This window comes from Bradyrhizobium sp. SRS-191, assembly GCF_024586915.1.
Lineage (GTDB): Bacteria > Pseudomonadota > Alphaproteobacteria > Rhizobiales > Xanthobacteraceae > Bradyrhizobium.
On sequence record NZ_JANBVS010000011.1, the window covers coordinates 137169 to 160346 of the forward strand.

A 23178-nucleotide genomic window follows, 5' to 3' on the forward strand; every position below is an offset into this window, starting at 1 on the left:
CCATCGTTGCTGCTGAAAGCGGGCTCAACTCCCGGACGCGGTGACCCGCCAGACCGTGTTGCCGACGTCGTCGGCGATGAGGAGCGCGCCGGTCTTGTCGACGGCCAATCCGACCGGCCGGCCGCGCGCTTCGTTCTGATCGTTGAGAAAGCCGGTGACGACATCCCGGGCCGTGCCGTTCGGCTTGCCAGCTGAGAACGGTACATACACCACCTTGTAGCCGTTCAGCGGCGTCCGATTCCAACTGCCGTGCTCGCCAACGAAGGCGCCGCCGCGGTACGCCTGGGGCAGGGCATTCGCGGTGTAGAACGTCATGCCGAGCGGCGCGACGTGGGAGCTCAGCGCATAGTCGGGCGCAATCGCCGTCTCGACGAGATCCGGCCGCTGTGGCTGCACGCGCGGATCGACATGCTGGCCGTAGTAGCTGTAGGGCCAGCCATAGAAGCCGCCATCCTTCACCGAGGTCATGTAGTCGGGGACGAGATCCGGGCCGATCTCGTCGCGCTCGTTCACGACCGTCCACAGCGCGCCGCTCTGCGGCTCGAAGGTCAAGCCGTTCGGATTGCGCAGGCCGCTGGCGAACACCCGCCAGCGGCCGGTCGTGCGCTCCACTTCCAGGATCGCGGCGCGGTTCTTCTCGGCCTCGATGCCGTTCTCGGTGATGTTGCTGTTGGAGCCGACGCCGACATAGAGCAGGCGTCCATCCGGGCTCGCCGTCAGGCTCTTGGTCCAATGATGGTCGATGGGGCCGCCGGGGAGCGCAGTGAGCGTGGTCCCAGCATCCTTCATTTGCGTCTCGCCCGGCGTGTACGGATAGCGGACGATGGCGTCGGTGTTGGCGATGTAGAGGTCATTGCCGACCAGGGCGACGCCGAAGGGGGAGTTCATGTGATCGATGAAGACGCTCTTCTGCTCAGGCACGCCGTCACCATTGGCGTCATGCAGCAGCGTGACGCGGTTGCTCGCGCCGGTGCTGCCGCCCGAGGTCGCCCAGGATTCGACGAGCGCCATGATGATATCCTTCGGCCGCTTGGGCGGCGGCGGAGGCGGGGCCTTGGACTCCACGACGAGCACGTCGCCATCAGGCAACGTGTATAGCGAACGCGGATGCTGCAGCCCGGTGGCCAACGCCTCGATCTTCAGGCCGGGCGCGACCTTGGGCGTTTCGCCTTGCTTCCAGCCGACCACGGTCGCGACATTCATCGGCGGCAGCAGATATTGCGTGAGCGACGGCAGTTTGACGTTTGGACCGACCTCCGCCTTCGGATCGCCGCCTTCGTTGCAGCCGGTGAGGGCGAGTGCCGACGCTCCGAGGAGGAGTGCCGTCCATGCCGTCCTGCGCGGGGATCTCATCGAACGACTCCCACGCGATGGCGATAGACAAGCGACCAGCCGAGCCAGCCTGTGATTGGCAGGATCAGCACGGTGACCAGCGACAGGATCAGTCCGGTCGGGACCACGGAGGTCCAGGCATCACGCGCGTGTACCATGTTGTTGAAGAAGGCGAGCACGAGCGCGATCAAATTGCCGATCATATGCGGCCAAGCCGGCGCCTGCGCGCGGATCAGCCGGTTGCCGAGAAAATCGATCAGGCCAGCAAGACCGGCCAGGATGCCCATGATCAAGCCGACGAGCAGCAACCAAGCCGACATGTCTGCCCACATGATCTCGGCCGTGCGCCAATAGGCGATGTCGGTGACGAGCGCACCGATGAAGCAGACGATCGGGAATGGCACCAACATCGGGTGGATCGGATGCCGTGCGATGCGGGCTGTGGACTCCACCGGAAGGCGGTCGGTTTCGACTGACGTCACGAAGGTCTCCTGAGGTGGATGCAGCAGCGAATCTCACTGCTGCATGCGTCGCTGACGACGGCTGCAGCAAGGCTCTCAGTGGCTCTTGTTCAGCGGTCCCGAGCCGCGTGCGCTGTCGCTCGCTGTGTCGTTGACCGGCGCAGTCGGGGTGGTTGCCATCGGTGCGGCGGGCTTTGGTGCCGCATTGCCGGTGGTCTGCTGACTGTTCGACTGCGCCTCCTGGCGCGGCCCTTTGTCGCCGGCGAACGACCAGAACATCAGGGCGATCGCCGCCGCCACCACCACGATCGGGATCAGCAGCGCGTAAGGGGTGTTGCTTTGCATGCCCGGGACGCGCGAGCCGGCGCCGCTGGCGCGCTCGGCCTGGTCGTGCGCATGCAGCGATGCGCGCGTGTTCTCGTCGAGTCTTGCGCGCTCGCCCGGCCGCAGCCGTCCCGACCGGGTCGTTGCATAAGCGAGAATGAGGCCGAGGATGATGATGCCGAGACCCCATCCCCAGAATGTTGCTGCTCCGCCGTTCATGCCGATCGCTCCCGCGCTGCTGCGCCCGGCGCGCCTTGCCGCCGGACACCCCATCAACGGGAGGGATTCGTATCCGTTCCTTGTGTGGACTGGGCCGTCAGAGCTCGACGATGATGTAGTCGTTCTCCATGATCACCGGGAAACGCTCGGCGACGTACGGGCCCTTGACCAGGTTCCCGCCGGACTCGCGCCTGACCTCGTAGTTGCGCAGGCGCGTGGTGCGGGGATCGCACCAGGACTGGCCGGTGGCCAGCTCGAACTCCCAGCCGTGCCAGGGGCAGCGCAGGAACTCGCCGTCGCGCTCCAGGCGATAGTCACCGGGACCGGATGATGTCGCAATGCCGGTGATGACACCGTTGCAGATCCGCGCGCCGCCATGGGGACAGCGGTTCAACAGCGCATGCAACTGGCCGCCGACATTGAAGAGGGCGATCTCACGGCCGTCGACGAAGGCGGTCCGACGCGCTCCCGGCGGCAGCTCATCGGCGGAACAGACGACGTGCCGGCTCATGACAGGCGATACAATGCCATCGCATTGTCCCTGAAGATCTTGCGGCGCTGGGCCTCGGTCATCGGGAATTTGAAGGAGAAGCTCGGATTGTCGTAGTCCCAGTGCGGATAGTCCGACGAGTAGAGCAGGCGGTCCCAGCCGATCCAGTCGATGATCTCGATCAGATGCCGGGGGTGCTCGGGCTCCTCGATCGGCTGCGTCGTCCACCAGATGTGCTGGCGCAGATAGTCGGACGGCCGCTGCTTGAGGTGCGGCACCTCCTTTCGGAACTTGTCGAAATGCTTGTCCATGCGCCAGGCCAGCGCCGGCGCCCAGGCGAAGCCGCCCTCGACGAGCACCACCTTGAGACCCGGGAAGCGTTCGAACACGCCGCCGAGAATGAAGCTCGCCGCGAGCGCCTCCATGCAGGCGACGAACACGTAGTGCTCCTGCAGGTAATAAGTGGGCCAGCCCGAGCCGGTCGACGGATGCCCGCCATTATAGCCGACCGGATGCAGGCCGATCGGCAGGCCCGCGCGCTCGGCGGCGGCGTAGATCGGCCAATAGCGCGGATGCCCCAGCGGATCCGACGGACGCGACGACAGCATGATCTGGACGTAGCGGCGGTCGCCGGCGCAGCGTTCGATCTCGGCGACCGCGGCCTCGGGAAACTCCTGCGGCACCACGATGCCGGCGCGCAGCCGCGGCTCCTGCCGCACCCAATGGTCGATCTGCCACTCATTGGTGGCGCGCGACATCGCGGCCGCGAATTCCGGGTTACGCTCCTCCATGCCGCCTTTGCTGAGCGCCATCAGCAGGCCGAACTCGACATTGACGGGATCGAGATGCTGCTGGCGCAGCATGTCGAGATCGGAGCCCGCCGGCCCGCTGGCCGGCAGCGCATCCGCGCGCATGCCGGCGGCCATCATGCGTGGATACATCAGGGTGCTCGACAGCGCCTGCCGCACATGCACGCCATAGGTCTGGTAGTGCTCGCGCCAGCGCGGGGCGAGATAAGGCAGGAGTTCGCCCGGCGTGCGATGGGCCGGATGGATGTCGCAATCGACCACGGCGAGGGTCTGGCGCGCCTGCACTTCCTGGAACGGTGCGTTCATCGGATCGTCTCCTCGTTCGTGGCAGCGTCGCCGAGTGCCTGTTGCGCCAGGCGCGGATAGGTCGCCATCGCATTGTCGATCAGGAGCTTCCTCAACGTGGAGGCCGACAGCCCCTCCGGCAGCACGTCGTCGCCGTCGAACTGCCAGTGCGGATAGTCGGTGGCGAACAGCAGCCCGTCGTCGGAGCCGATGCGCTCGATGGTCTGTGCCACCGCTGTCGCATCCGGCGCATCGAATGGCTGCGTCGTCAGCCGGATGTGCTCGCGGATGATGTCGGATGGCCAGCGGTCGACCCACGGCGTCTCGGGCCTCGCGCCGCGCCAGGTCTTGTCGGTGCGCCACATCGTCACCGGCAACCAGCTGACACCGGACTCCATGAAGACGAACTTCAAGCCGGGGAAGCGCTGGAACACGCCCTCGGCGATCAGGCTCACGGTCTGGTTCTCGAACGCCTGCGCCTGCGCGACGTAATCCTCGAACTGATAGCAGGGCCAGCCGACGATGGTGGGCGCGTAGCGATACGTGCTGCCGGCATGCACCGCGACCACCAGCCCGTGGCGCTCCGCGGCCGCGTAGATCGGGAAATACTCACGGCGGCCGAGCGGCCGCTCGCCCATCGCCAGCATCAGGATCTGCACGAAGCGTCCATCGGAGGTGAGGCGCTCCACCTCGGCCACCGCCTGATCGATGTCCTGCGGGTGGATCAGGATTGAGCCGCGTAGCCGCGGCTCGCGGTCGAGCCATTCGACGCGCAGCCAGTCGTTGACCCCGCGGCACAGCGCGGCCGCCATGTCGTCATTGTGGAGCGCGACGGAGCCATGGATGACATTGGCGATGGCGAAGCGGACGCCGAAGGCGTCGAGCGCCTGGGTCCGAAGCGTGTCCAGCGCCGTCGCGGCGGGCGCTGCGCGCCAGTCGTCGCGTATGCTGATCGGCGCATGGGGCGGATAGCTCATCATCGCGAACGGCATGCGATCGAGGGCGCGGTTGACGATCTGGTCGCGCCAGTACGCGTCGAGATAAGGCAGCAGCTGAGCAATGGTCGGTGAGGGGACGTGGAGATCGCAATCGATCGCGCCCGCATAAGGCAGTCTCATCGTCGGCTCCGTCATGATGTGAGCGAGGTCGCCAGCGGTCTCTGCTCACGCCGGTGCGGCCTGGTCGACTTTGTCCGGCTCGGCCGCCGCGACCGTCCGCCGGCGCTGCGACAGCCCGAGCGTGAGGACGCAGCTCGCCATCACCAGCGGCGGCAGCGCGGCAAGCAGGAACAGGCTCGATGCCGGCAGGTGGCGTGCGATCAAGAGTCCGGCGATCAGCGGGCCGCCGATCGATCCGATCTTCGCCACCGAGAGCGCCCAGCCCACCGCGGTCGACCGGTTGGCGCTGGGATAGAACTGTCCGACCGCGCTGTTCAGGCCCTGATGGCCGCCGACCACGAAGAAGCCGACGCACATCATGGCGATGAGGAAGCTGGCATCGCTGAAGCCGGCGAACCCCAGCGAGGCGACCAACGGACAGGCGATCATCGGCACCGCGGCGATCGCGAGCACGCCGTAGCGGTCGAGCACGACGCCGGCGAGCAGCGCGCCGACCGCGCCGCCGAGGCTGAACATCGACAGCCCGAAGGCCGCCTGCGCGGGCGTATAGCCGGATGCCTCGGCGAGGATCGGCGTCCAGCTGTTGAGGAAGAACATGGTCATCGAGCTGGCGATGTAGGCGAGCCATAGCAGCGGCGTGATCGCCGCGAGCTTGCCGTCGAACAGCGCGGTCACGCGCGCCAGAAGGCCGCTGCCGGCCGGGCTTGTCTCTTCGTAAACCACGAACCGGCTGGCGGGCGTCGCGCCTAGGCCGGGCTCGATGTCGTTGACGATACGCGCCACCTCGTCAGGCTGCTTGCCGTGCACCACGAGATATTTGATCGACTCGGGCAGCGCATAGAAGCTGACGACCGCCGCGATCAGGGGCAGCACGCCGCCGATCCAGAACACGATTGGCCAGCCGAACTGCGGCACCAGCCAGGCCGCGATCAGCCCGCCGGCGCTGCCGCCCGCGACGTAGCCGAGCATGATGATCGAAACCACGGTGCCGCGGTAGCGGCCCGGCACATATTCGAGATTGAGCGAGAAGCACAGCGGCGCCAGTCCGCCGATGCCGATGCCGGCGAGGAAGCGGAGCGCGATGAGCGTATTCAGATCGCCGGCCCACACCGTCAGCAGGCTGAAGCCGCCGAATGTCAGCGTGGCCGTAACCATCGCAAGGCGCCGGCCGATGCGGTCGCCGAGATAGCCGAAGACGAGGCCACCGACGAGAATGCCGAACACGCCGGCGCTGAACACCACGCCCAACGTGGCCTTGTCGATGCCCCAGCTACGAATGAGGGACGGGGCGGCAAAGGCCATCGCGTGCAAATCGTAGCCGTCGAGGCACATCATCACCGTGGAGAGGATCATCACGCGCAGCACCACGCCGTTGCGGCGCTGGCGCTCGATGACGTCGCTGACGTCAATGACGGCTGTGGCGCTCATGGTCGCTCCTTCCCCTGGCCTGTTGTCTGCCGTTCGTGAATGACGGCTTGTTGCAAACCACTCTGGCGACGGCCGGCCGTTCTGGGCGGAGCAGCCGGCATCGCGGCGCAACCTGGGGACGCGTCCGCAGCCAAAGCAGTTTGCGGCTGCAGGCTATTTGCTTCGGGATCGAGGGAGAATAGGCTAATTTGGAAGGACATTTTTTCCGGATCGGATGAAATGAGCGACAGCCTGTTGAACATGAAGGCTTTTGTGGCGACGGCGCGCGGCGGCAGCTTCTCGGAGGCGGCGCGGCAGCTGCGGCTGGCGCCCTCGGTCGTGACCAAGCGTGTGAGCCAGCTCGAATGGTCGCTGAAGTGCAAGCTGCTGCGCCGGAGCACGCGGCGCCTGCAGCTCACGGAGGTCGGCGAACGCTATCTCGAGACGATGCAGCACCTCGTCCGCGAATATGACGAGATGGCTGCGGGCGTGAAGCGCTCGCCCGACGAGATCGAGGGCCAGATCCGGATCAAGGCGCCGGGATCGCCGATGGCGATCGATCTCTGCGGATTGCTGGCAAATTTCCAGATCAAGTATCCGCGCATCACGCTCGAAGCGGTGATGGTCGACCGTACCGTCAATCCGGTCGAGGAGGGCTTCGACATCGTGCTGACGATGATGCCGACGTCATTTCACGGTGTTATCGAAGAGCCGCTGCTGGCGTTTCCGCGCGTGCTGTGCGCCGCGCCGTCCTACATCGCATGCCGCGGCCAGCCGCGTCACGTCCGCGATCTCGCCGATCACGACTGTCTTGTGTTTGCGCCGATGGGGCCGGTCTGGACCTTCGACGGCACGAGCGGGCTGACGACCGTCGCGGTGCGGCCGCGCCTCGTGACCAACAACAACGCGCTGCTGATCGAAGCCTTGAGCGCCGGCGGCGGCATCGCGGTGGTGTCGCGGACCGCGATGACGCCGCGGCTGCGCAGCGGGGCGCTGGTGGAGGTTCTCCCTGAGGTCCTGGTGCCGGATCTCTGGGTCAAGGCGCTGGTGCCGTCGACCAGGGCCAATCTGGCACGCGTGCAGACGCTGCTGTCGGTGATCCGCGACGCCTTCCGCGCCGTGGCAGATGGCCAGCCGGCGCGCCTCGCAGCCTCCTGACGCCGCGCGGATGGCCCGCTTTTGGGGCCTACCGGGCTGCGCGATAGCCTGTTAAGCAGCACCCGAAAGCGGCGCGTGATCCGCATGACACGAAAGAGGTATCGGCAATGATTCAGACGGTGGGCATCATCGGAGCAGGCACCATGGGCAACGGCATCGCGCAGGTCTGCGCGGCGGCCGGCGTGCCGGTCGTCATGGTCGACATTTCGGAGCAGGCTGTGGCGCGCGGCATCGCGACCGTAGGCTCGAGCCTCGATCGCCTGGTCAAGAAGGACAAGTTGACTGCCGCCGACAAGGACAAGGCGCTGTCTTTCATCACCGGCACCACGGACAAGGCGAAGCTGTCGAGCTGCGATCTCGTTATCGAGGCGGCGACGGAGAACGAGGAGCTCAAGCTCAAGATCCTGAAGGATCTCTGTGCCAGCCTGAAGCCGGAAGCGCTGATCGCGACCAATACCTCGTCGATCTCGATCACCAAGCTCGCGACCGCGACCGATCGGCCGGATCGCTTCATCGGCATGCACTTCTTCAATCCGGTGCCGATGATGGCGCTGCTCGAACTGATCCGCGGCCTGCAGACCTCCGATGCGACCCATGCGGCTGCGGCCGACTTCGCCAAGCGGATCGGCAAGGTCGCGATCACCGCCAAGAACAGCCCCGGCTTTGCCGTGAACCGTATCCTGTGCCCGATGATCAACGAGGCCATCTTCGCCTATTCGGAAGGGATTGCGACCGCTGAAGACATCGACGAGGGCATGAAGCTCGGCTGCAATCATCCGATCGGCCCGCTGGCGCTGGCGGATCTGATAGGCCTCGACACGATGCTGTCGGTGATGGAGGTGTTCTACAACGGCTTCAACGATCCGAAATATCGTCCGGCGCCGCTGCTCAAGGAAATGGTCGCGGCAGGCCAGCTCGGCCGCAAGACCGGCAAGGGCTTTTATGACTACAGCAAGTAGTCTGTAGCAAGTAGCAGCCGCGGAGCTCAGCGGCCAGAAGTCACAGGTCAAGCGTCACAGGAGCGGCGGGCAAATAGCCCGCCCTCGCGCCGACGCAGGCGTTGGTCCGCCAGGGTTCAACTCCAGAAGCGATGTCGCTTGAGCTTACAACGGTGCTTGCGAAGCACCAGCGTGATCGCAATCGGCGAATTAACGGCGTGCACGGAACAGCGCCGGGCCGGCAAGGGGCCATGCCTCACTGTGCAGCCCTCTAAGCCGTCGCCCGGCGTGCCGTTCGTGAGTTGCCGCGATGCGATGATCCGAAGCGATATCGTCGCATTCAGCGGGTGTGGTACTGAGGTGGAGTCATCGATCCTCCTGGTCGTCTCAGTTGTCGGGTGCCGTCTGATCGATGTCGCAGCTCATGGATGAACTACGTCGATCACGCGACATCGGTGATCGTCCTCCTGTGCATCGATGCTGTCAAGGCGCGTGATGACGCAATGATGAATTCAGCGTTACATGGTGTTGTTGCGCTGGCAACGCAGTGCAGGAACAGCTGCGTCCATCTCTGGTGACAAATCGCTGAAAATGACTATGTGAGGAGCGCCAGCCTGCTTGAGCCTCGACGCGCAGTCGTCGTCTGGGGAATTGCGGCGGGTCAAACAGTCGCATGCATGCTGGCGTAGAATGACATGGTGGCATTCCAGGGAACCAAAGAATTCGCGGGAGCTTGTCTGCCGCGGATGGAAAGCAGGAGAACAGCGATGAAAGCAGCAACGATCACTCTGGCCACGGTTGCGGCTCTGGTGTGGAGTGTGCCCGCTTTCGCGGCCGAACAAGGCACCGCGGGTGTTGTGACGGGAATCAACCGGCTCAACGGCACCATCGCCATCAAGCGCGTGCAGAGCGGAACCGTCGGTGCGAACACGGCGGCGGAGGAGTTCAAGATCAAGGACAACGCCATGATCGAGGACGTTCATGCCGGCGACCGCGTCAATTTCTCGACGTCTGACAGCGGTGCAGCAAAGACGATCACCAAGCTCGATCGGCAGAAATAGCCGAAGGCGTCGCTGAAGCGGCATGATGAGAATGCGCAACGGTCGCCACATGTGGGGTGCATTGTGCCTCGGGCTTTGGCTGGTGGCGACATGCCATGCCGTACGTGCCGAGACGGATCTGCTCTATCGGGCCGAGACAGTGGTGACCGGGCAGGGCGAGGATAATCGTCGGGTCGGCTTTGCTGCCTGTCTCGAGGATGTCCTGATCAAGGTGTCCGGCGCATTCCAATTGAAGGATGATCCCCGGCTCGTGCCGTTGAAGGCACGGGCCGGCGAGTACGTTACTGCCTTCGACTACCACGACCAGATGTCAGGCAAGCCGAAGCATGACGAGCAGGGCACGCGCGATCGGCCGTACGACCTGATCGTGACGTTCGATCGTGGCAAGATCGACGGTCTGCTGCAAACTTTCAATGTGCGGCCGTGGTTGACGCCGCGGCCGTCGATGGCCGTCATCGTGGCGATGTCGTCCGGCAGCCGCACGTTCCTCGTGACCTCCGACGACAGGCAGTCTGATCTGCAGCGCGATGCGTTGCGCGCAGCAGCCAGCAAGCGCGGCCTCGATGTCTTGCTTCCCGATGTGTCCCGCGCCGGCGTCGTCGCGCTTGGCAGCGCTGATCTTCCGCCTGCGACACTCGCATCGTCATTGCCGGGAGCAGGGGCGACGCTGCTCGGGCATCTCACCTGGGATGATTCCGATCTCGGCTGGGTCTCGCAATGGCAGCTCGACGCGGCGGGCGCGACGCATCGATGGCAGTTTCGTGGCGTGACCTTTGATGAGGCCTTTCGCCGCGGACTGGGTGGGGTCGCGCAGATCCTGTCGGGCAACGGCGCGCCCTAGGGCCGTTGCATTCGCGGCCGTCTCCGCAGCACGCGCGTCGGCGCAGCTCACGTCGGATGTGATCTCATTTGCTTCCAGCGGCTTCAATGAGGCGCACTCGAGCGCTGCCTCCACGCTCGCGCCGTGAGGTTGCCGCGATGGCCTGCCACGCTCACTGCTGAACCAGACAGGAGGCTGCCGGTGGTGAAACTCAGGACGTATCTCGTTGCTGCGCTGCTGATCGCGACACCCGCCTCGTTCGCCGCTGCTGCGCCTGGCCTGGTGCGAACATCGGCCACGATGCGCGCAGGACCTGGCACCGGTTTTCCGGTGGTCGACAAGATTCCCGCAGGCGCCCGCATCACCATTCACGGCTGCATCGAAGGCGGCGCGTGGTGTGACGTGAGTTTCGAAGGCGAGCGCGGCTGGGTCGCCGCGAGGACGCTCAGATACCTGTATCGCGAGCAATATGTCTACCTGCCCGAATATGTCGAATACGTTCCGGTGACCCCGTTCGTGCTGACCACCTATTGGAGCAGCTTCTACTTCGGTCGCCCCTGGTATCATCGGCACGCCTATTGGAACCGGTTCTGGCAGCGCCACCCGCCGGTCATGGCGCAAAATCCCCATCCGACCGGCATGACTCCCGGCGTCGGTCAGGCCGGGGGCGCTCCAGGAGCGATGCCGACGGCCATGCCCACCCCGCGCACGGCGACCGGCGGATCGCCCGTGGCCGCCGGTGGCCCTGCTTCTGGACCCCGCGTTCCGGCGGGATCTCCGGGCCCGACAGCGATGCCGGGGCGCATCGGCCAGCCCGGAATGGGACGGCTTGCCGGTCCACCGCAGGGAGCCCGTGCGCAGATGGTGGGCATGCGGAGCGGAGGCGGGAGCTCTCTGTCCATGGGCGGCGTGCCCCAGGCCGGAGGCATGGCCGCGATGAGCGCGCCTCGCATGAGCCCCGGCGGTCTGCGCGGTGGCGGCGGCCGTTCCGGTTCGGGTGGCGGCTTCCGCCGGCATTGACGCACGCCTGGCTGCTCGTGTGGCGACGAACCCGCGCCATCGCCGCTGGCGGTCGCGCGGAGAATGACTACATGCCGATCATTGTCAGTCATTCTCGCCGTCCTTGCCGATCGTGAAAAAGCTCGTGCTCGTCTTCCTGCTGCTCATCATCGCGCCCATCTCGCTTTCAGCCGCGAACTATCTGCGCGGCGATCGCCGCGGCAATTGGCAGACCGCGGATCGTTCGAGCGCGGGCCTGCTGCCGCCTCCCGCACAACATGCCGAGGCCATCGTCCGCGTGTTTGCTGCGCGCACCGTGCGCTGGCGCGGAATCTTCGCGGTCCACAGCTGGATCGTGGTGAAGGAGAAGGGCGCGCCGCGCTATACCCGCTACGACTACACGGCCTGGGGCGAGCCGATCCGCGTCGACGGCTTCGCGCCGGACGGACGCTGGTTCGGAGCGCTTCCCGAGACGGTGCTGGCCGTTGACGGCGACGAAGCCGAGCGCGTGATCCCGAAGATCCGTGGCGTCGTCGAGACCTATCGCTTCCGCACCTATGGCGACTACAACGCCTGGCCGGGACCGAATTCGAACACGTTCGTGCAGGCGGCGTTGAATGCGGTCCCCGAACTGAACGCCGTGCTGCCGCCGACGGCGATCGGCAAGGACTTTCCCTACGACGGCTGGTGGGGACGGACCGCGTCCGGAACGGGTCTGTTCGTGTCGGCGCGCGGCTATCTCGGCCTGACGATCGGTTGGGTCGAGGGGATCGAACTGAACTTCTTCGGCGGAGTTCTCGGCGTCGACCTGCGCCGGCCTGCCCTGAAATTCCCCGGGATTGGCCGGCTGGGCATGCCGCTGGCGTAAGGCCTCCGACAGGAGCCATTGGCATGCGGCTTGCTGCGCTTCTGCTCCAGGCGCCACGCGATGTCGCGTATGCGCCAGTGGAGGCCCGTGATGAGCACGCTGTTTGCGATCTGCGCGACCTATGAGGTGGACGACGGCACGGCGCGCGGCTTCGTCCTGCAGCGGCGTGAGGCGGATGGCAGCGCCAAGCCATGGCCGATCCTGGTCACCCGCAAGGGCAACAACTTCTATGGCTTCGAGAATGCCTGCCCCCACCAAGGCGCGCGCCTCGACAAACTCCCGGGCGAGTTCATGGACGAGGAGGGCAATTTCCTGGTCTGCGGCCAGCACGGCGCGCAGTTCGACCTCGATACCGGGCAATGCTTCATCGGACCCTGTCAGGGCAAGGCGCTGCTCCCGGTCGCGCTGGTGATCGACGACGGCGACATCTGCCTGTCCGGCGTCGATCTCGACGAGGAGGACGGTCTCGACATCGAGGATCCCGAGGATGACGTCCCTGAGGTGCAGATCACATCCGATTGACGTAAGGCGCCGGGGTTGTCGGCGCCGATCGATCAGCGCTTCTTCCGCTCGGCCCGGCTGTAGTTGCTGAGATGCCCCTCGCGAGCGGCCTGGGCGCGCGCTGCCTTGATCAGGCCGGGGCTGCGCGCCGGCGGCGCAGGCAGCGACGGCAGGCGGGTGAGCTTGCGGCCGCCGCAGGTCGGACAGACCGGCTTCTCCGAGATCCCGATCAGCAACTCGACATCTTCGGCACAGGTCGCGCAATGGAAGCTGTAGAACGGCATGACGCATCCCCTCATTGACACGAGGGGCACTGCACGAAGCGGGCCAGTGAAACTCGTACAAAAGACGTTGATTTCGGCCCGGTCCAGGGTCGTTTGCGTGCAAACGGACCGCTTGGCTTCGGAGCCTGTCTCAAACGCGACGCGACCGACGTCGAACAGGCCGCAGCGATGCGCAGGACATCCCGCGCGGCAGCCGGCGTCCGATACGGGCGCCGGCCAGCCGCGGACGGGCTTTAGGCGTGGGTCTTCGGCACGTATTGGCCGGCGACGCACTTGTAACTCTGCAGACGCCACTCGTGATACGGACCCTTGGACATCCAGTCTGCGATTCCGATCTGCGCGTTGACCGCGCAGGATGTCATCGTGATGCCGGACATCTCGCTGTTGGTAACGACCTTCTCCATGCAGAGCTGGCCGTTGCAAAGTAGTGCGACGAGAGTGACGAGCACGTTGATTCTGCCTCCAAAGAGTGGGACCCGGTGAGGATCAACGAAGCAGAGTTCATGCCAAGTTATGAATCCAGGTCGTGCTGCTACGGAAGGGAGAGATACGGGTGTCACTTCATGGCTACAGAAGCGTGATGGATTCACTGCTTATATCACGCATGGCTCGCCGGGATTGACGCTCTCCCGCTGCTGATGAGTTCGTTGTCGCGCCGACATGGCGCCATCCGCTCGCTGACGGCAGAGGATGCCCCTGAGCGTTGTCAAACATCAGGCAATCGCTGCGCAGTCCTGCGGCGTTCGCCGGCAACGGGCCGCGGGTCCCGATACCGCCAGCGGCTTTCCTGGATGCGGGTCGGCGCTGAAGCTCACACGGACGTGACGGTTTGGATGGGGGCCCTGGGCTTGCGCGGCTGGCCCGCGGGTCCGTAGGAAGACGGGGCAATTCTGGGGGACTTTGATGACTGCCGATTTCACGCGCCGCGCGCTGCTCAAGCTCGCCGGCGTCTCATCGATGACGATGGCCGCCATCGCCGCTGCGCGGGCCGAGGGTGGCGGGGAGAGCACGGTGGCAGGTCCAACCTTCGCGAGCCGGACGCCGATCCGCATCGGCATGGTGACCTTGCGGGTCAACGATCTCGACAAGGTGGCTGCCTTCTACCGCGATGTCATCGGGCTTGGCGTGATCGAGCGGACCGCGACCTCGGTCCGGCTGGGGGCCGGCGGCGTGCCGCTGATCGAACTCGAGCCGCGCCCGGAGGCAAGTCGCGAATCGCCCCGCGCGGCCGGGCTTTTCCACACCGCCTTCCTGATGCCGACGCGCAAGGATCTGGCGCGATGGCTGGTGCATGTCGCCCGCAACCGCACGCCGCTGACCGGCTTCGCCGACCACAATGTCAGCGAAGCGGTCTATCTCGACGACCCCGAAGGTAATGGCGTCGAAGTCTATGCCGACCGGGCGCCGGAGCTGTGGCAGTGGCGCGAGGGTTCGGTCAGGATGGGTACCGAGCAGCTCGATGTCGACGATCTCGTTGCGCTGACGGACACGCGCACCAGCAACTACTCCGGCGCGCCGGAGGGGCTGCGCATCGGCCATGTGCATCTGAAAGTCGGGGACATCACCCAGGCGAGCAGCTTCTATACCGGCCTGATCGGGCTCAATCCGACGCGGACGATCGATCGTGCGGCTTTCCTGTCGTCCGGGCGCTACCATCATCACATCGGCGCCAACACTTGGCGCAGCGCCGGTGCCGGACAGCGCGACGATGGCACGACAGGGCTGTCGTGGTTCTCGTTCGAGGTGAAGGGCGACGATCTGCTTGCCGCCCAGGAGGCGCGGCTGCGTCAAGCGGGTGCAACGCTGACACAGCTTGCGAACGGACTGGAGACCGCCGATCCCTGGGGCACGAAAGTTCGCCTGATCCGGATCTGAGTCGATATGGGGTTGCAGGCTGAAGCGTACGGCGCAATGAGCCCTTAACGGCCCGAGCAGAGCCTCAGGCCTCGTTCAGCCCGGCGCCGCGATCGGTCAGGACCTTCTGGCCTTTGGCAGTCAGCTCGTAGATGTCGCCATCCTTGGCGACGTAGCCTTCACGGATCAGGCCGTCGAGCTCGTCCTGCCGGTCGGGCGAGAAGGCGATCGCCTGACCGATGTCCGAAAGCGTCGCGATCTGGTCGTCCGTCAACATGGGCCATCCTCCGTTGTTCATGCGAACGCCGCGGCGTCGCGAATGTTCCGGGAGGGGCTGAGCTCTACGCCTTGCGGACGAACTCCGACTTCAGATTCATCTGGCCGATGCCATCGATCTTGCAGGCGATGTTGTGACCGTCGCTCGCCTCTTGCAAACGGATGTTGCGCACCTTGGTGCCGCCTTTCACCGTCGAGGACGAGCCCTTGACCTTGAGGTCCTTGATCACGATGACGCTGTCGCCGTCGGCAAGCACGTTTCCGTTCGCGTCGCGAATGCTGGTATCATCGCCGGCCGCTGCGGCAACGGCGGCATCCGCGCTCCATTCGTGACCGCATTCCGGACAGACCCACAAGGCGCCGTCCTGATAGGCGTGCTCGGAGCGGCATTGCGGGCAGGTCGTCGCGTCGGTCATCTCATCCTCGGGCACTGCTGGAAGCGTGGCGCAGCGATAGAGGCTCGGATGGAACCGGGCAAGGAAAATCCCGGAGGCGGGCAGCGCGCAACGTGGATGGGCTGCTGCGCGCCGCCGATATCGGCCGTGAGGCTGGTCGCCTCGCCGGGTCTCACGCCGCTTTGCGTTCAGGAGTCTTGGCGGCCGGCTGGGCCTCCGCCGCTTCCATGGCCCGCATATAGGTGTCGAGCAAGGTCTCGTGCTCGTCGCGCTCGTCCTGGTCCTGCTTTCGCAGCTTGATGATCTCCTTCAGGATCTTGACGTCGAAGCCTTCGCCCTTGGCCTCGGCGAACACTTCCTTCTTCTGCTCGTTCAGCTCCGCCAATTCGCCATCGAGGTGCTCGATCCGCTCGACGAAGGACCGGATGCGCGCGCCGGGAATGCCGATCTCTGACATGGTGACTCCTGTACTAATGGGAGCCCGAAAATGCCGCCGACTTCGTTGCCAACCTGTTAACGGAAGCGGCTTGCCCACATCTGCGCAATCGACGTGCTTAACGTGGAACCGGGCAGGCTGCCGATATTGCCGCGTTAGCTCCGTTCGGACGCCGCGAGCTTCTGAAACTGCTTCTTCATCGCGTTGACCTTGCCCAGATAGCCGGCGACCGAATGGTCGCCGCAGCGCTCGCCGCTCTCCGGCTTGAAGCCGCGGCGGACGAAGGCGGCCGCGGGGCCGGCGCCGCACAGATGAATCACCGCGGCGAGATCCTGCTTCTGTTGCAGCGTCGGCTTTGCGGCGGGGTGCCGCGCAAGGACGGCGGCGACCTGGCGATCGAGCGAGATCACCGTGAGCTCGGCGGCATGCGCCGGCCAGGCGCGGACATACAGGGTCGGCGAGCCGCAGCCCTCGCTCGTCACCTCGTGATCCCTGATGCAGAACCGTGCGGCGTCGGCGAAGGCGCCGTCGGTCATTTGAAACAGGCCCACGGCGCTCGAGGCCGGTTGGTACAGCGCGAACGGATTCCAGGCGAAGCGCCAGCGCCAATAGGTGCGCGCCACCGGATTGCCGGAGCTCTCGGTCTGCGCCAGCGCCGCCAGCAGCTCCGCGGTGATCGCGCGCGTCGCCTGCTCGCGGAACAGCGCCCCATATCGCCGCCACGTCCCCTCCGGCTCCTTGTCGAGCGAGTGGCCAGTGACGACGAACAGCTCGGTCGGCTTGCGCGCGACGTGATAGGCCAGATTGGCCAGCGCAAAAAAGCCGAGCGCCAGCACCGCTCCGCTTGTGATCTTCAACCATCGCGGCGCAGCGCCCGCCATCTGCCGCAGCCAGCGCGCGCCGCGCTGTCCGATTCGCTTCCCCTCCCGCGCAATCGCGCGCCAGCGGGCGCCGCGGGGAGGCCTGCGCAGTTTTTTTTGGAGTGGAGGGGAGCTGTTCGGCAACTGATTACCTCAGCGTCCGGTGTGCCGGTGCATGGTTAAGGAAGAATTTGTGCAATCGGGTCATCCTGCCACTTTCTGGTGTGAGGCGGTGTGTGATGAAGAAGTCGGTCAGTACCTTGCTGATGGTGCTGTTGTCCGTGCTCGCGGCGGGCATCCTGGTGTCGACGGCGATCCTGATGAGCGGCGCTGCCGGCCGCTATCGCGAGAGCATGGCCACCGAGCAACTGACGACGGCGGACAAGGCGATCTTCCAGAATGTCCTCGTCATGCGCGCCCATCGCGGCGACATCCAGAGCGTTCTGCTCAGCGAGGAGGACCCCCGCGCCAAGCTGACCGAATATCAGGGCATCGAGGCCAAGGGCTATGACGGCATCGCCACAGCGCTCGCGGGACTCGACATGCCCGAGCGCGACGAGCTCTCCGCCCGGCTGAAATCGAGCTGGGAGGCCACGCTTCCGCAGTTCAAGCTCGTGTTCGACGAGGCCGCCAAGCCCAAGGCGGAGCGCGTGCTGGCGCGCACCCAGGCCTGGTATGACGCCATGACCAAGACGCTCGATGCCGCCAACGCCGCCTCGCTCGCCGTCTCCAACCGCGCCTGGATGACCGACCCGGTCATCGCCAAGATGGTGCAGGCGCGGCGGCTGGCCTGGCAGGTGCGCGACCGCTATGGCCTGCAATGCTCGGCGATGCGGCCCAACATCAACGCCTCCAAGCCGCTCGACGAGACCCAGAAAACCTCGGTCGCGCAGTGGCGCGGCACCGTGGCGGCCGGCTGGTCCGGCCTCGACGATCTCCTGGCGGGGGCCGGCAGCGCCGAGCTCGCTGCGGCCGTGAAATCGTCCCGCGCCGAGGTCGATGCCGCGCATCAGCGCATGGACCAGCTCACCAAGGCCTTCGACGGCAGCGGCAAGCCGGCGATGCCGGCGCCGGAGTGGAACGTGTTCTGCCAGGGCCCGTTCGCCGGCATCATCGCCGTCGGCATGACCGCGCTCGACGGCTCGATCGCGCGCGCCGAGGCGATCAAGACCGCGGCGCTGAGCAGCCTGATCGTGCAGTCGCTCGCCTTCGTCACCGCGCTGCTCGTCGCCGGCATGGCGTTGCGCGCCGTGCGCGTCCGCCTGGTCCGCCCCGTCGGCGCGCTGATGCAGGCCATCCACCGCATCGGCCAGCGCGACTACCAGACGCCGGTGCCGCAATTCGCCCATGCCGACGAGTTCGGCGCGATGGCCGCCGCCCTCGAAGGCCTGCGCGAGAGCGCCGCGACCGCCGAGCGGCTCGCGGGCGAGCGCGAGCTCGACCAGGGCAGGCGGCTGGAGCGCTCGCAGGCGATCGACAGCGCCTGCAAGAGCTTCGACGACACCGTGCAGGCGGTCATCGTCAGCATGAGCAACTCCACCGGCCAGCTCGACACCAGCGCCACCGACGTGCGCAAGCTGGTCGACGAGTCCACCGAGCAGACCGCCGCGGTCGCCAGCGCCGCGGAGACCGCGACGACCAACCTCGAGACCATCGCCGCCGCCACCGAGGAGCTCACCGCCTCGGTCTCGGAGATCGCCGCCCAGGTGCAGGCCTCCGCCGCCGATGCACGCCAGGCGGTCGAGCGCGCGGCGCAGACCAACGCCACCGTCGAGATGCTCGACCGCGCCGCCAACCGTATCGGCGAGGTAGTCAAGATGATCACGGCGATCGCGAGCCAGACCAACCTGCTTGCGCTCAACGCCACCATCGAGGCGGCGCGCGCGGGCGAGGCCGGCCGCGGCTTCGCGGTGGTCGCCGGTGAGGTCAAGAACCTCGCGGCGCAGACGGCGACCGCGACCGACGACATCACAAGGCAGATCGCCGAGATCCAGGCCGCCACCGGCGAGTCGGTCGAGGCGATCCGCGGCATCAGCCAGAACATCTCCGGCATCGACGAAAAGATGACGGCGATTGCCGCTGCGGTCGAGGAGCAGCGTGCCGCCACCACCGAGATCTCGCGCAACTTCCAGCAGGCCGCGCAGGGCACCCGCGCCGTCACCGACACGATCGGCTCGGTCGCCACGCTCAACCGCCAGACCGGCAATGCCGGGGCTGCGATGGTCGAGTCGGTGCGTCGCATGTCCACCGACGCCGACCGCTTCCGTGTCGCGGTGGAGGGCTTCCTCGGCACGGTGCGCAAGGCGTAGCATCACGCGCGACCACGATCCCGCGACGCATCCGCGCCCGAGTCCTGATCGTCGTTGGCCCTCAATCCGACGAGAGGGCGCGGGGAATGCCGGGCGCTGGCCGCACCCATGGCCCGCCTGCAGAAGATAAGCAGGCGGCAGTCACCACAGGTTCAGCCGAGACATCCCGGCATTCCCCGCGCGATGGTTTTCACGCTTATGGCGCGATCTCCTCGGGGACCGGCTTCTTGACCCCGTCGCCGGCGGATCATCGCCACCGGCTTGGCCTCAGCACCGGGAGGCCAGGACCACGCGTCTTCACGTCCGCAAGGCGCTGTTCGTCCGCAGGCATCACGCCCGCTGCAGCACACTTGCGGCCACCGCATCTCCGGCCCCGCGTCTCGTGACGATCGCGATGCGCCCCTCTCGCGGGCCGGGATGGGGAGAGAAAAACATGATTTCCGAAAAATAGCAAGCTAGTTATTTTTGTCGGAATTCTGTGACCGTGTATTGTCCCGGCCATCCGTCGAACGAGGTGCCGTAGGGTGGGCAAAGCGGCGCCGGAGGCGACGTGTGCCCACCATCGGTGCCGGTGGATGCGGGCGGTGGGCACGGCGCGTGCGAGAGCGTGCCAGACGACCCCGGCACGGGCGCGCCTTTGGCCACCCTACGGTGCCGGAACCCTTGTCTCACCCGCCGGTTGACGCAGCTCTCACATCAGCCACGGAGGAGTTCGTCATGCAGGACATCAAAGAACACATGGAGGTCATCGGCGCCGACGGCGTGCATGTCGGCACAGTCGATCGCGTCGACGGCAACCGCATAAAGCTGACCAAGAAGGACAGCGGCGAGGGCAGCCACAAGGGGCATCATCACTTCATCGACAAGGGCCTCGTCGCCGACGTCGAGGGCGACAAGGTGCGGCTCTCGGCGGTCGGCGCCGTGGCGGTGACGATGGAGGAGGAGAAGTAGGGCTGAGCCACTGCTAATCGTAGGGTGGGCAAAGCGGCGCCGTCAGGCGGCGCGTGCCCACCGGCGGTGGCTGTGGGTGCCGGCGGTGGGCACGGCGCGCTCAGGAGTTTAGCTCGCCAGCAACGCGGCGGCGCGCCTTGCCCACCTTACAGACCTACTCCGCAGATGCTAAAATCGTCTTCAGCAATTTTGGGAACCGCGCATTCAAATCGGCCTCGCGCACGGCGTTGCGATGCTCGACGCCCTTTTTGGTGGTCTGGATCAGGCCGGCTTCGCGCAGGATGCGGAAATGGTTCGACAGCGTCGATTTGGGAATATCGGGGCAGGGCGCGGCTGCCGTGCAGGACATGCAGTCCTTCTGTTCCATCAGGCTCTTGACGATGCGCAGCCGCAGGGGATCGGCGAGCGCTGAGAGCACGCCGGCCAGAGTGATGTCGTCGCGCGACGGGTGAAACAAGGGCGCCATGAAAAAAGATATAGCGACGGCCTTGCGCCGGTTCAATAGTTCACTAGTTCTGAACCATTGAACAGCGCCGCGGCGCAAGGAGAGCAGCATGACCAGGAGACTCGAAGGCAAGGTGGCGCTGGTGACCGGCGCATCGAAGGGGATCGGCGCCGAGATCGCCGCGCGGCTGGCGGCGGAAGGGGCCGCCGTCGCGGTCAATTATAGCGCCGGCAAGGAGGGCGCGGACCGCGTGGTCGCCGGCATCACCGGCAAGGGAGGCAAGGCGGTCGCGGTCCAAGGCAATCTCGCCGATCCCGCCCAGGTGAAATCGCTCGTCGCCGGGGCCGTGAAGGCGCTGGGACCGATCGACATCCTCGTCAACAATGCCGGCGTCTACGCCTTCGCGCCGCTCGACGGCATCACGCCGGAGCACTACCACAGCCAGTTCGACGTCAACGTGCTCGGCCTGCTGCTGGTGTCGCAGGAAGCGGCGCGGCATTTCAATCCGGCCGGCGGCAGCATCGTCAACATCTCCTCCGGCGTCTCGACCCTGACGCCGCCGAACACCGCGGTCTATACCGCGACGAAGGCCGCGGTCGATGCGATCTCCTCGGTGCTGTCGAAGGAGCTCGCGCCGCGCAAGATCCGCGTCAACACCATCAATCCCGGCATGATCGTCACCGAAGGCGTCGTCGCCGCCGGCCTGCACGAGGGCGACATGCGCAAATGGATCGAATCCACCACGCCGCTCGGCCGCGTCGGCAAGGCCGAGGAGATCGCCGCCGCGGTCGCGTTCTTCGCCTCGGACGATGCGTCGTATGTCACGGGCGAGACGCTGCATGTGACCGGCGGGTTGCGCTGAGGGATCGGCGTGTCGTCGGCAACGACAACCCGTGAACCGTAGGGTGGGCAAAGCGTCGCAGCAAGGCGGCGCGTGCCCACCATCGGCGGCAATGGGAGCGGGCGGTGGGCACGGCGCGCGAGACACTGTGCCTGACGTTGGCAGAGAGGCGCGCCTTTGCCCACACTACGTTGCCGAGCGCGTGGAAGATGAATCGCGGTGCAGGTGAATGCGCCCTCTCCCCTTGCGGGAGAGGGCATGTAGGACAGTGCAACGAATGCGGTTGGGTGAGGGGTATGTCTCTACGAGTGCCGTGCGCGGACAGATACCCCTCACCCGACTGCGGATGGCGATGGGCCGGTGATGCCCTCTCCCGCAAGGGGAGAGGGCGCATTCACGAGCACCGCGCGCGTTTCCTCATCAGGACCTGCGATGATGATTTGATAGTCCATTATTTGTTTGCGACGAGGCCTCACTCCACCACGATCACCGCGTCGCGCAGCTCGTAGCCGCTGCTCACGGGGTTCGTGGTCTTGGTCGGGCGCTGCTCCAGCCGCAGGCCGGGGACGCGCATCAGCTGGTCGAGGAAGATCGCGGCCTCGTGCAGCGCGACTGCGGCGCCGGGGCAGCGGTGGGGGCCGTCGCCGAAACTCATCAGGCTGGCAGAGCCCTTCGCGGGGCGGACGCGATCGGGGTCGAGTTGATGCGGACAGGCGCCGGCGGCGGCTTCGTCGCGGTTGGCGGCGCCGATATCGATCTCCACCAGGCTGTGGTCCGGGATCGTGATCGCGCCCGTCTCGGTGTGCAGCGTCATCGCGCAGGCCGTGCGGCGCTTCAGCGTCGACACGACCGGCTCCAGCCGCAGCACCTCCTCGAGAATGCCGATGCGCCCCGGCTCATCGGCGGCGAGGAAGCGCGCGCGCAGATCGTCGTGCTCGAACAGGCGCAAGCCGGCCATCACGATGAACTCGCGCGTGGTCGCCATGCCGGCGGCGCCATAGGTCAGGCATTCGGTCAGGATCTCGCGATTGGAATAGCCCTCGGCGATCAGATGCGAGATGACGTCCTCGCGCGGCTGACGGCGGCGGGCGCGAATGGCCGGGCGGACGTCGAACAGATAGAAGGCGAGGGTGCGGAACTGGCCGAAGACGGCGTTGCGCAAGGTCGCGATCGCGCCCCGGCCCATGGGTGCGGCGAAGAAGCGGTTCAGCCGCGCCGCCATCGCCTCGCGCGGACTATCGGTCAGCCCGATGATGTCGGCGGCCACGGCGACCGCGAGCGTCAGGCTCATGTCGTCGAGGCGGGCGCGCCGGCTCCGACAAAACTGCGCCACGAGGTCGCGGCTCGTCGCCTCCATCAGCGCGCAATAGCGCGTGGCCACCACGCGCGGCGTGAAGAAGCGGGCGGTGGCGCTGCGCTGCTTCTGATGCGGCTCGCCGTCCTGATACAGCACCGGCGCATGGCGCGGGCCGATGAAGCGATGCACCAGCTCGGCATTGAAACCGGCCTGCCGCACATCGCCGGAGCGCAGCACCTCGCGGGCGGCTGCGAAGCGATCGATCCGGATGAAACCCGGTCCGGCATCTTGCGGCGTGCCCGTCGATTGGCGGAGGGAGGAGGGAGCGGTCATGCTGAAGCTTGTGGCCCGATCTGGAACTGGCGTTGCTGCCGGACGTGGCAGTGGTCAATCTCAGGTGGGGCGGACGTGCGCGGGATCAATCGCTGCTCGCGCGATGA

The 23178-nt window shown here is 66.2% G+C and carries 26 protein-coding genes; 11 read left to right on the forward strand and 15 right to left on the reverse strand.

The window, feature by feature from the left end:
- Nucleotides 1-24: 24 nt before the first annotated feature.
- The 7 genes from NLR35_RS20580 to NLR35_RS20610 form a co-directional block, all read right to left on the reverse strand.
- Nucleotides 25-1353 (reverse strand): sorbosone dehydrogenase family protein, encoded by a 1329-nt coding sequence (locus NLR35_RS20580; RefSeq protein WP_257168348.1) that lies wholly within the window; start codon nucleotides 1351-1353, stop codon nucleotides 25-27.
- Nucleotides 1350-1814, reverse strand: a complete 465-nt coding sequence (locus NLR35_RS20585) for a DUF2231 domain-containing protein (protein WP_257168349.1) — start codon at nucleotides 1812-1814, stop codon at nucleotides 1350-1352. The genes NLR35_RS20580 and NLR35_RS20585 overlap by 4 nt, the downstream gene beginning before the upstream one ends.
- A 75-nt stretch (nucleotides 1815-1889) precedes the next feature.
- Nucleotides 1890-2336, reverse strand: a complete 447-nt coding sequence (locus NLR35_RS20590; RefSeq protein WP_257168350.1) for a hypothetical protein — start codon at nucleotides 2334-2336, stop codon at nucleotides 1890-1892.
- 97 nt (nucleotides 2337-2433) lie between these two features.
- Nucleotides 2434-2847, reverse strand: coding sequence for a Rieske (2Fe-2S) protein (locus NLR35_RS20595; RefSeq protein ID WP_257168351.1), 414 nt, complete (start codon nucleotides 2845-2847; stop codon nucleotides 2434-2436).
- The gene (locus NLR35_RS20600) at nucleotides 2844-3941 is read right to left on the reverse strand and encodes an amidohydrolase family protein (RefSeq protein WP_257168352.1); all 1098 of its coding nucleotides are present in this window, start codon (nucleotides 3939-3941) and stop codon (nucleotides 2844-2846) included. The genes NLR35_RS20595 and NLR35_RS20600 overlap by 4 nt, the downstream gene beginning before the upstream one ends.
- The gene (locus tag NLR35_RS20605) at nucleotides 3938-5038 is read right to left on the reverse strand and encodes an amidohydrolase family protein (RefSeq protein ID WP_257168353.1); all 1101 of its coding nucleotides are present in this window, start codon (nucleotides 5036-5038) and stop codon (nucleotides 3938-3940) included. The genes NLR35_RS20600 and NLR35_RS20605 overlap by 4 nt, the downstream gene beginning before the upstream one ends.
- A gap of 45 nt (nucleotides 5039-5083) precedes the next feature.
- Nucleotides 5084-6466 carry an MFS transporter gene (locus tag NLR35_RS20610; protein WP_257168354.1) on the reverse strand — a complete coding sequence of 461 codons (1383 nt, stop codon included), beginning with the start codon at nucleotides 6464-6466 and terminating at the stop codon, nucleotides 5084-5086.
- Between the two features lie 219 nt (nucleotides 6467-6685).
- Between NLR35_RS20610 and NLR35_RS20615 the strand changes: the two genes are divergently transcribed.
- From NLR35_RS20615 to NLR35_RS20645, 7 genes are all read left to right on the forward strand, one after another.
- A complete protein-coding gene (locus tag NLR35_RS20615; protein ID WP_257168355.1) occupies nucleotides 6686-7603 on the forward strand; it encodes a LysR family transcriptional regulator in 918 nt (305 codons plus the stop codon).
- A gap of 107 nt (nucleotides 7604-7710) precedes the next feature.
- Nucleotides 7711-8562 (forward strand): 3-hydroxybutyryl-CoA dehydrogenase, encoded by an 852-nt coding sequence (locus NLR35_RS20620; RefSeq protein ID WP_257168356.1) that lies wholly within the window; start codon nucleotides 7711-7713, stop codon nucleotides 8560-8562.
- A gap of 746 nt (nucleotides 8563-9308) precedes the next feature.
- A complete protein-coding gene (locus NLR35_RS20625; protein ID WP_257168451.1) occupies nucleotides 9309-9602 on the forward strand; it encodes a copper-binding protein in 294 nt (97 codons plus the stop codon).
- 25 nt (nucleotides 9603-9627) lie between these two features.
- On the forward strand, nucleotides 9628-10443 hold the full coding sequence (locus NLR35_RS20630; protein WP_257168357.1) for a DUF2066 domain-containing protein: 816 nt from the start codon (nucleotides 9628-9630) through the stop codon (nucleotides 10441-10443).
- Between the two features lie 183 nt (nucleotides 10444-10626).
- A complete protein-coding gene (locus tag NLR35_RS20635; RefSeq protein WP_374940836.1) occupies nucleotides 10627-11442 on the forward strand; it encodes an SH3 domain-containing protein in 816 nt (271 codons plus the stop codon).
- Between the two features lie 124 nt (nucleotides 11443-11566).
- On the forward strand, nucleotides 11567-12289 hold the full coding sequence (locus NLR35_RS20640; protein WP_257168359.1) for a DUF3750 domain-containing protein: 723 nt from the start codon (nucleotides 11567-11569) through the stop codon (nucleotides 12287-12289).
- A gap of 90 nt (nucleotides 12290-12379) precedes the next feature.
- Nucleotides 12380-12811, forward strand: coding sequence for a Rieske (2Fe-2S) protein (locus NLR35_RS20645; RefSeq protein WP_257168360.1), 432 nt, complete (start codon nucleotides 12380-12382; stop codon nucleotides 12809-12811).
- 32 nt (nucleotides 12812-12843) lie between these two features.
- Here NLR35_RS20645 and NLR35_RS20650 read toward each other — a convergent pair whose 3' ends face one another.
- Both NLR35_RS20650 and NLR35_RS20655 read right to left on the reverse strand, forming a co-directional pair.
- Entirely contained in the window at nucleotides 12844-13074 is a 231-nt protein-coding gene (locus tag NLR35_RS20650; protein ID WP_257168361.1) for a zinc ribbon domain-containing protein, read from the reverse strand.
- A 233-nt stretch (nucleotides 13075-13307) separates the two neighbouring features.
- Entirely contained in the window at nucleotides 13308-13478 is a 171-nt protein-coding gene (locus NLR35_RS20655) for a hypothetical protein (protein WP_244422188.1), read from the reverse strand.
- 499 nt (nucleotides 13479-13977) lie between these two features.
- Between NLR35_RS20655 and NLR35_RS20660 the strand changes: the two genes are divergently transcribed.
- A complete protein-coding gene (locus tag NLR35_RS20660; RefSeq protein ID WP_257168362.1) occupies nucleotides 13978-14949 on the forward strand; it encodes a VOC family protein in 972 nt (323 codons plus the stop codon).
- 64 nt (nucleotides 14950-15013) lie between these two features.
- On the opposite strand, the gene NLR35_RS20665 is transcribed toward NLR35_RS20660, so the two are convergent.
- The 4 genes from NLR35_RS20665 to NLR35_RS20680 form a co-directional block, all read right to left on the reverse strand.
- The gene (locus NLR35_RS20665) at nucleotides 15014-15205 is read right to left on the reverse strand and encodes a hypothetical protein (RefSeq protein WP_257168363.1); all 192 of its coding nucleotides are present in this window, start codon (nucleotides 15203-15205) and stop codon (nucleotides 15014-15016) included.
- A 64-nt stretch (nucleotides 15206-15269) separates the two neighbouring features.
- Nucleotides 15270-15620 (reverse strand): zinc ribbon domain-containing protein YjdM, encoded by a 351-nt coding sequence (locus NLR35_RS20670; RefSeq protein WP_257168364.1) that lies wholly within the window; start codon nucleotides 15618-15620, stop codon nucleotides 15270-15272.
- A gap of 151 nt (nucleotides 15621-15771) precedes the next feature.
- Nucleotides 15772-16056, reverse strand: coding sequence for a DUF2312 domain-containing protein (locus NLR35_RS20675; RefSeq protein ID WP_257168365.1), 285 nt, complete (start codon nucleotides 16054-16056; stop codon nucleotides 15772-15774).
- Between the two features lie 134 nt (nucleotides 16057-16190).
- Nucleotides 16191-16916, reverse strand: coding sequence for a transglycosylase SLT domain-containing protein (locus NLR35_RS20680; RefSeq protein WP_306577650.1), 726 nt, complete (start codon nucleotides 16914-16916; stop codon nucleotides 16191-16193).
- Nucleotides 16917-17134: 218 nt separating this feature from the next.
- Here NLR35_RS20680 and NLR35_RS20685 point away from each other — a divergent pair, with 218 nt between their 5' ends.
- Together NLR35_RS20685 and NLR35_RS20690 are read left to right on the forward strand one after the other, a co-directional pair.
- Complete coding sequence (locus tag NLR35_RS20685; protein ID WP_257168366.1) at nucleotides 17135-19204, forward strand: methyl-accepting chemotaxis protein; 2070 nt, start codon at nucleotides 17135-17137, stop codon at nucleotides 19202-19204.
- A 717-nt stretch (nucleotides 19205-19921) separates the two neighbouring features.
- A complete protein-coding gene (locus NLR35_RS20690) occupies nucleotides 19922-20155 on the forward strand; it encodes a DUF2171 domain-containing protein (RefSeq protein WP_257168367.1) in 234 nt (77 codons plus the stop codon).
- Nucleotides 20156-20309: 154 nt separating this feature from the next.
- On the opposite strand, the gene NLR35_RS20695 is transcribed toward NLR35_RS20690, so the two are convergent.
- Nucleotides 20310-20621 carry a helix-turn-helix transcriptional regulator gene (locus tag NLR35_RS20695; RefSeq protein ID WP_257168453.1) on the reverse strand — a complete coding sequence of 104 codons (312 nt, stop codon included), beginning with the start codon at nucleotides 20619-20621 and terminating at the stop codon, nucleotides 20310-20312.
- 88 nt (nucleotides 20622-20709) lie between these two features.
- On the opposite strand from NLR35_RS20695, the gene NLR35_RS20700 reads away from it, so the two are divergent.
- Nucleotides 20710-21462, forward strand: coding sequence for an SDR family NAD(P)-dependent oxidoreductase (locus tag NLR35_RS20700; RefSeq protein WP_257168368.1), 753 nt, complete (start codon nucleotides 20710-20712; stop codon nucleotides 21460-21462).
- A 451-nt stretch (nucleotides 21463-21913) separates the two neighbouring features.
- On the opposite strand, the gene NLR35_RS20705 is transcribed toward NLR35_RS20700, so the two are convergent.
- Nucleotides 21914-23071, reverse strand: a complete 1158-nt coding sequence (locus NLR35_RS20705; protein ID WP_257168369.1) for a cytochrome P450 — start codon at nucleotides 23069-23071, stop codon at nucleotides 21914-21916.
- Nucleotides 23072-23178: the final 107 nt, after the last annotated feature.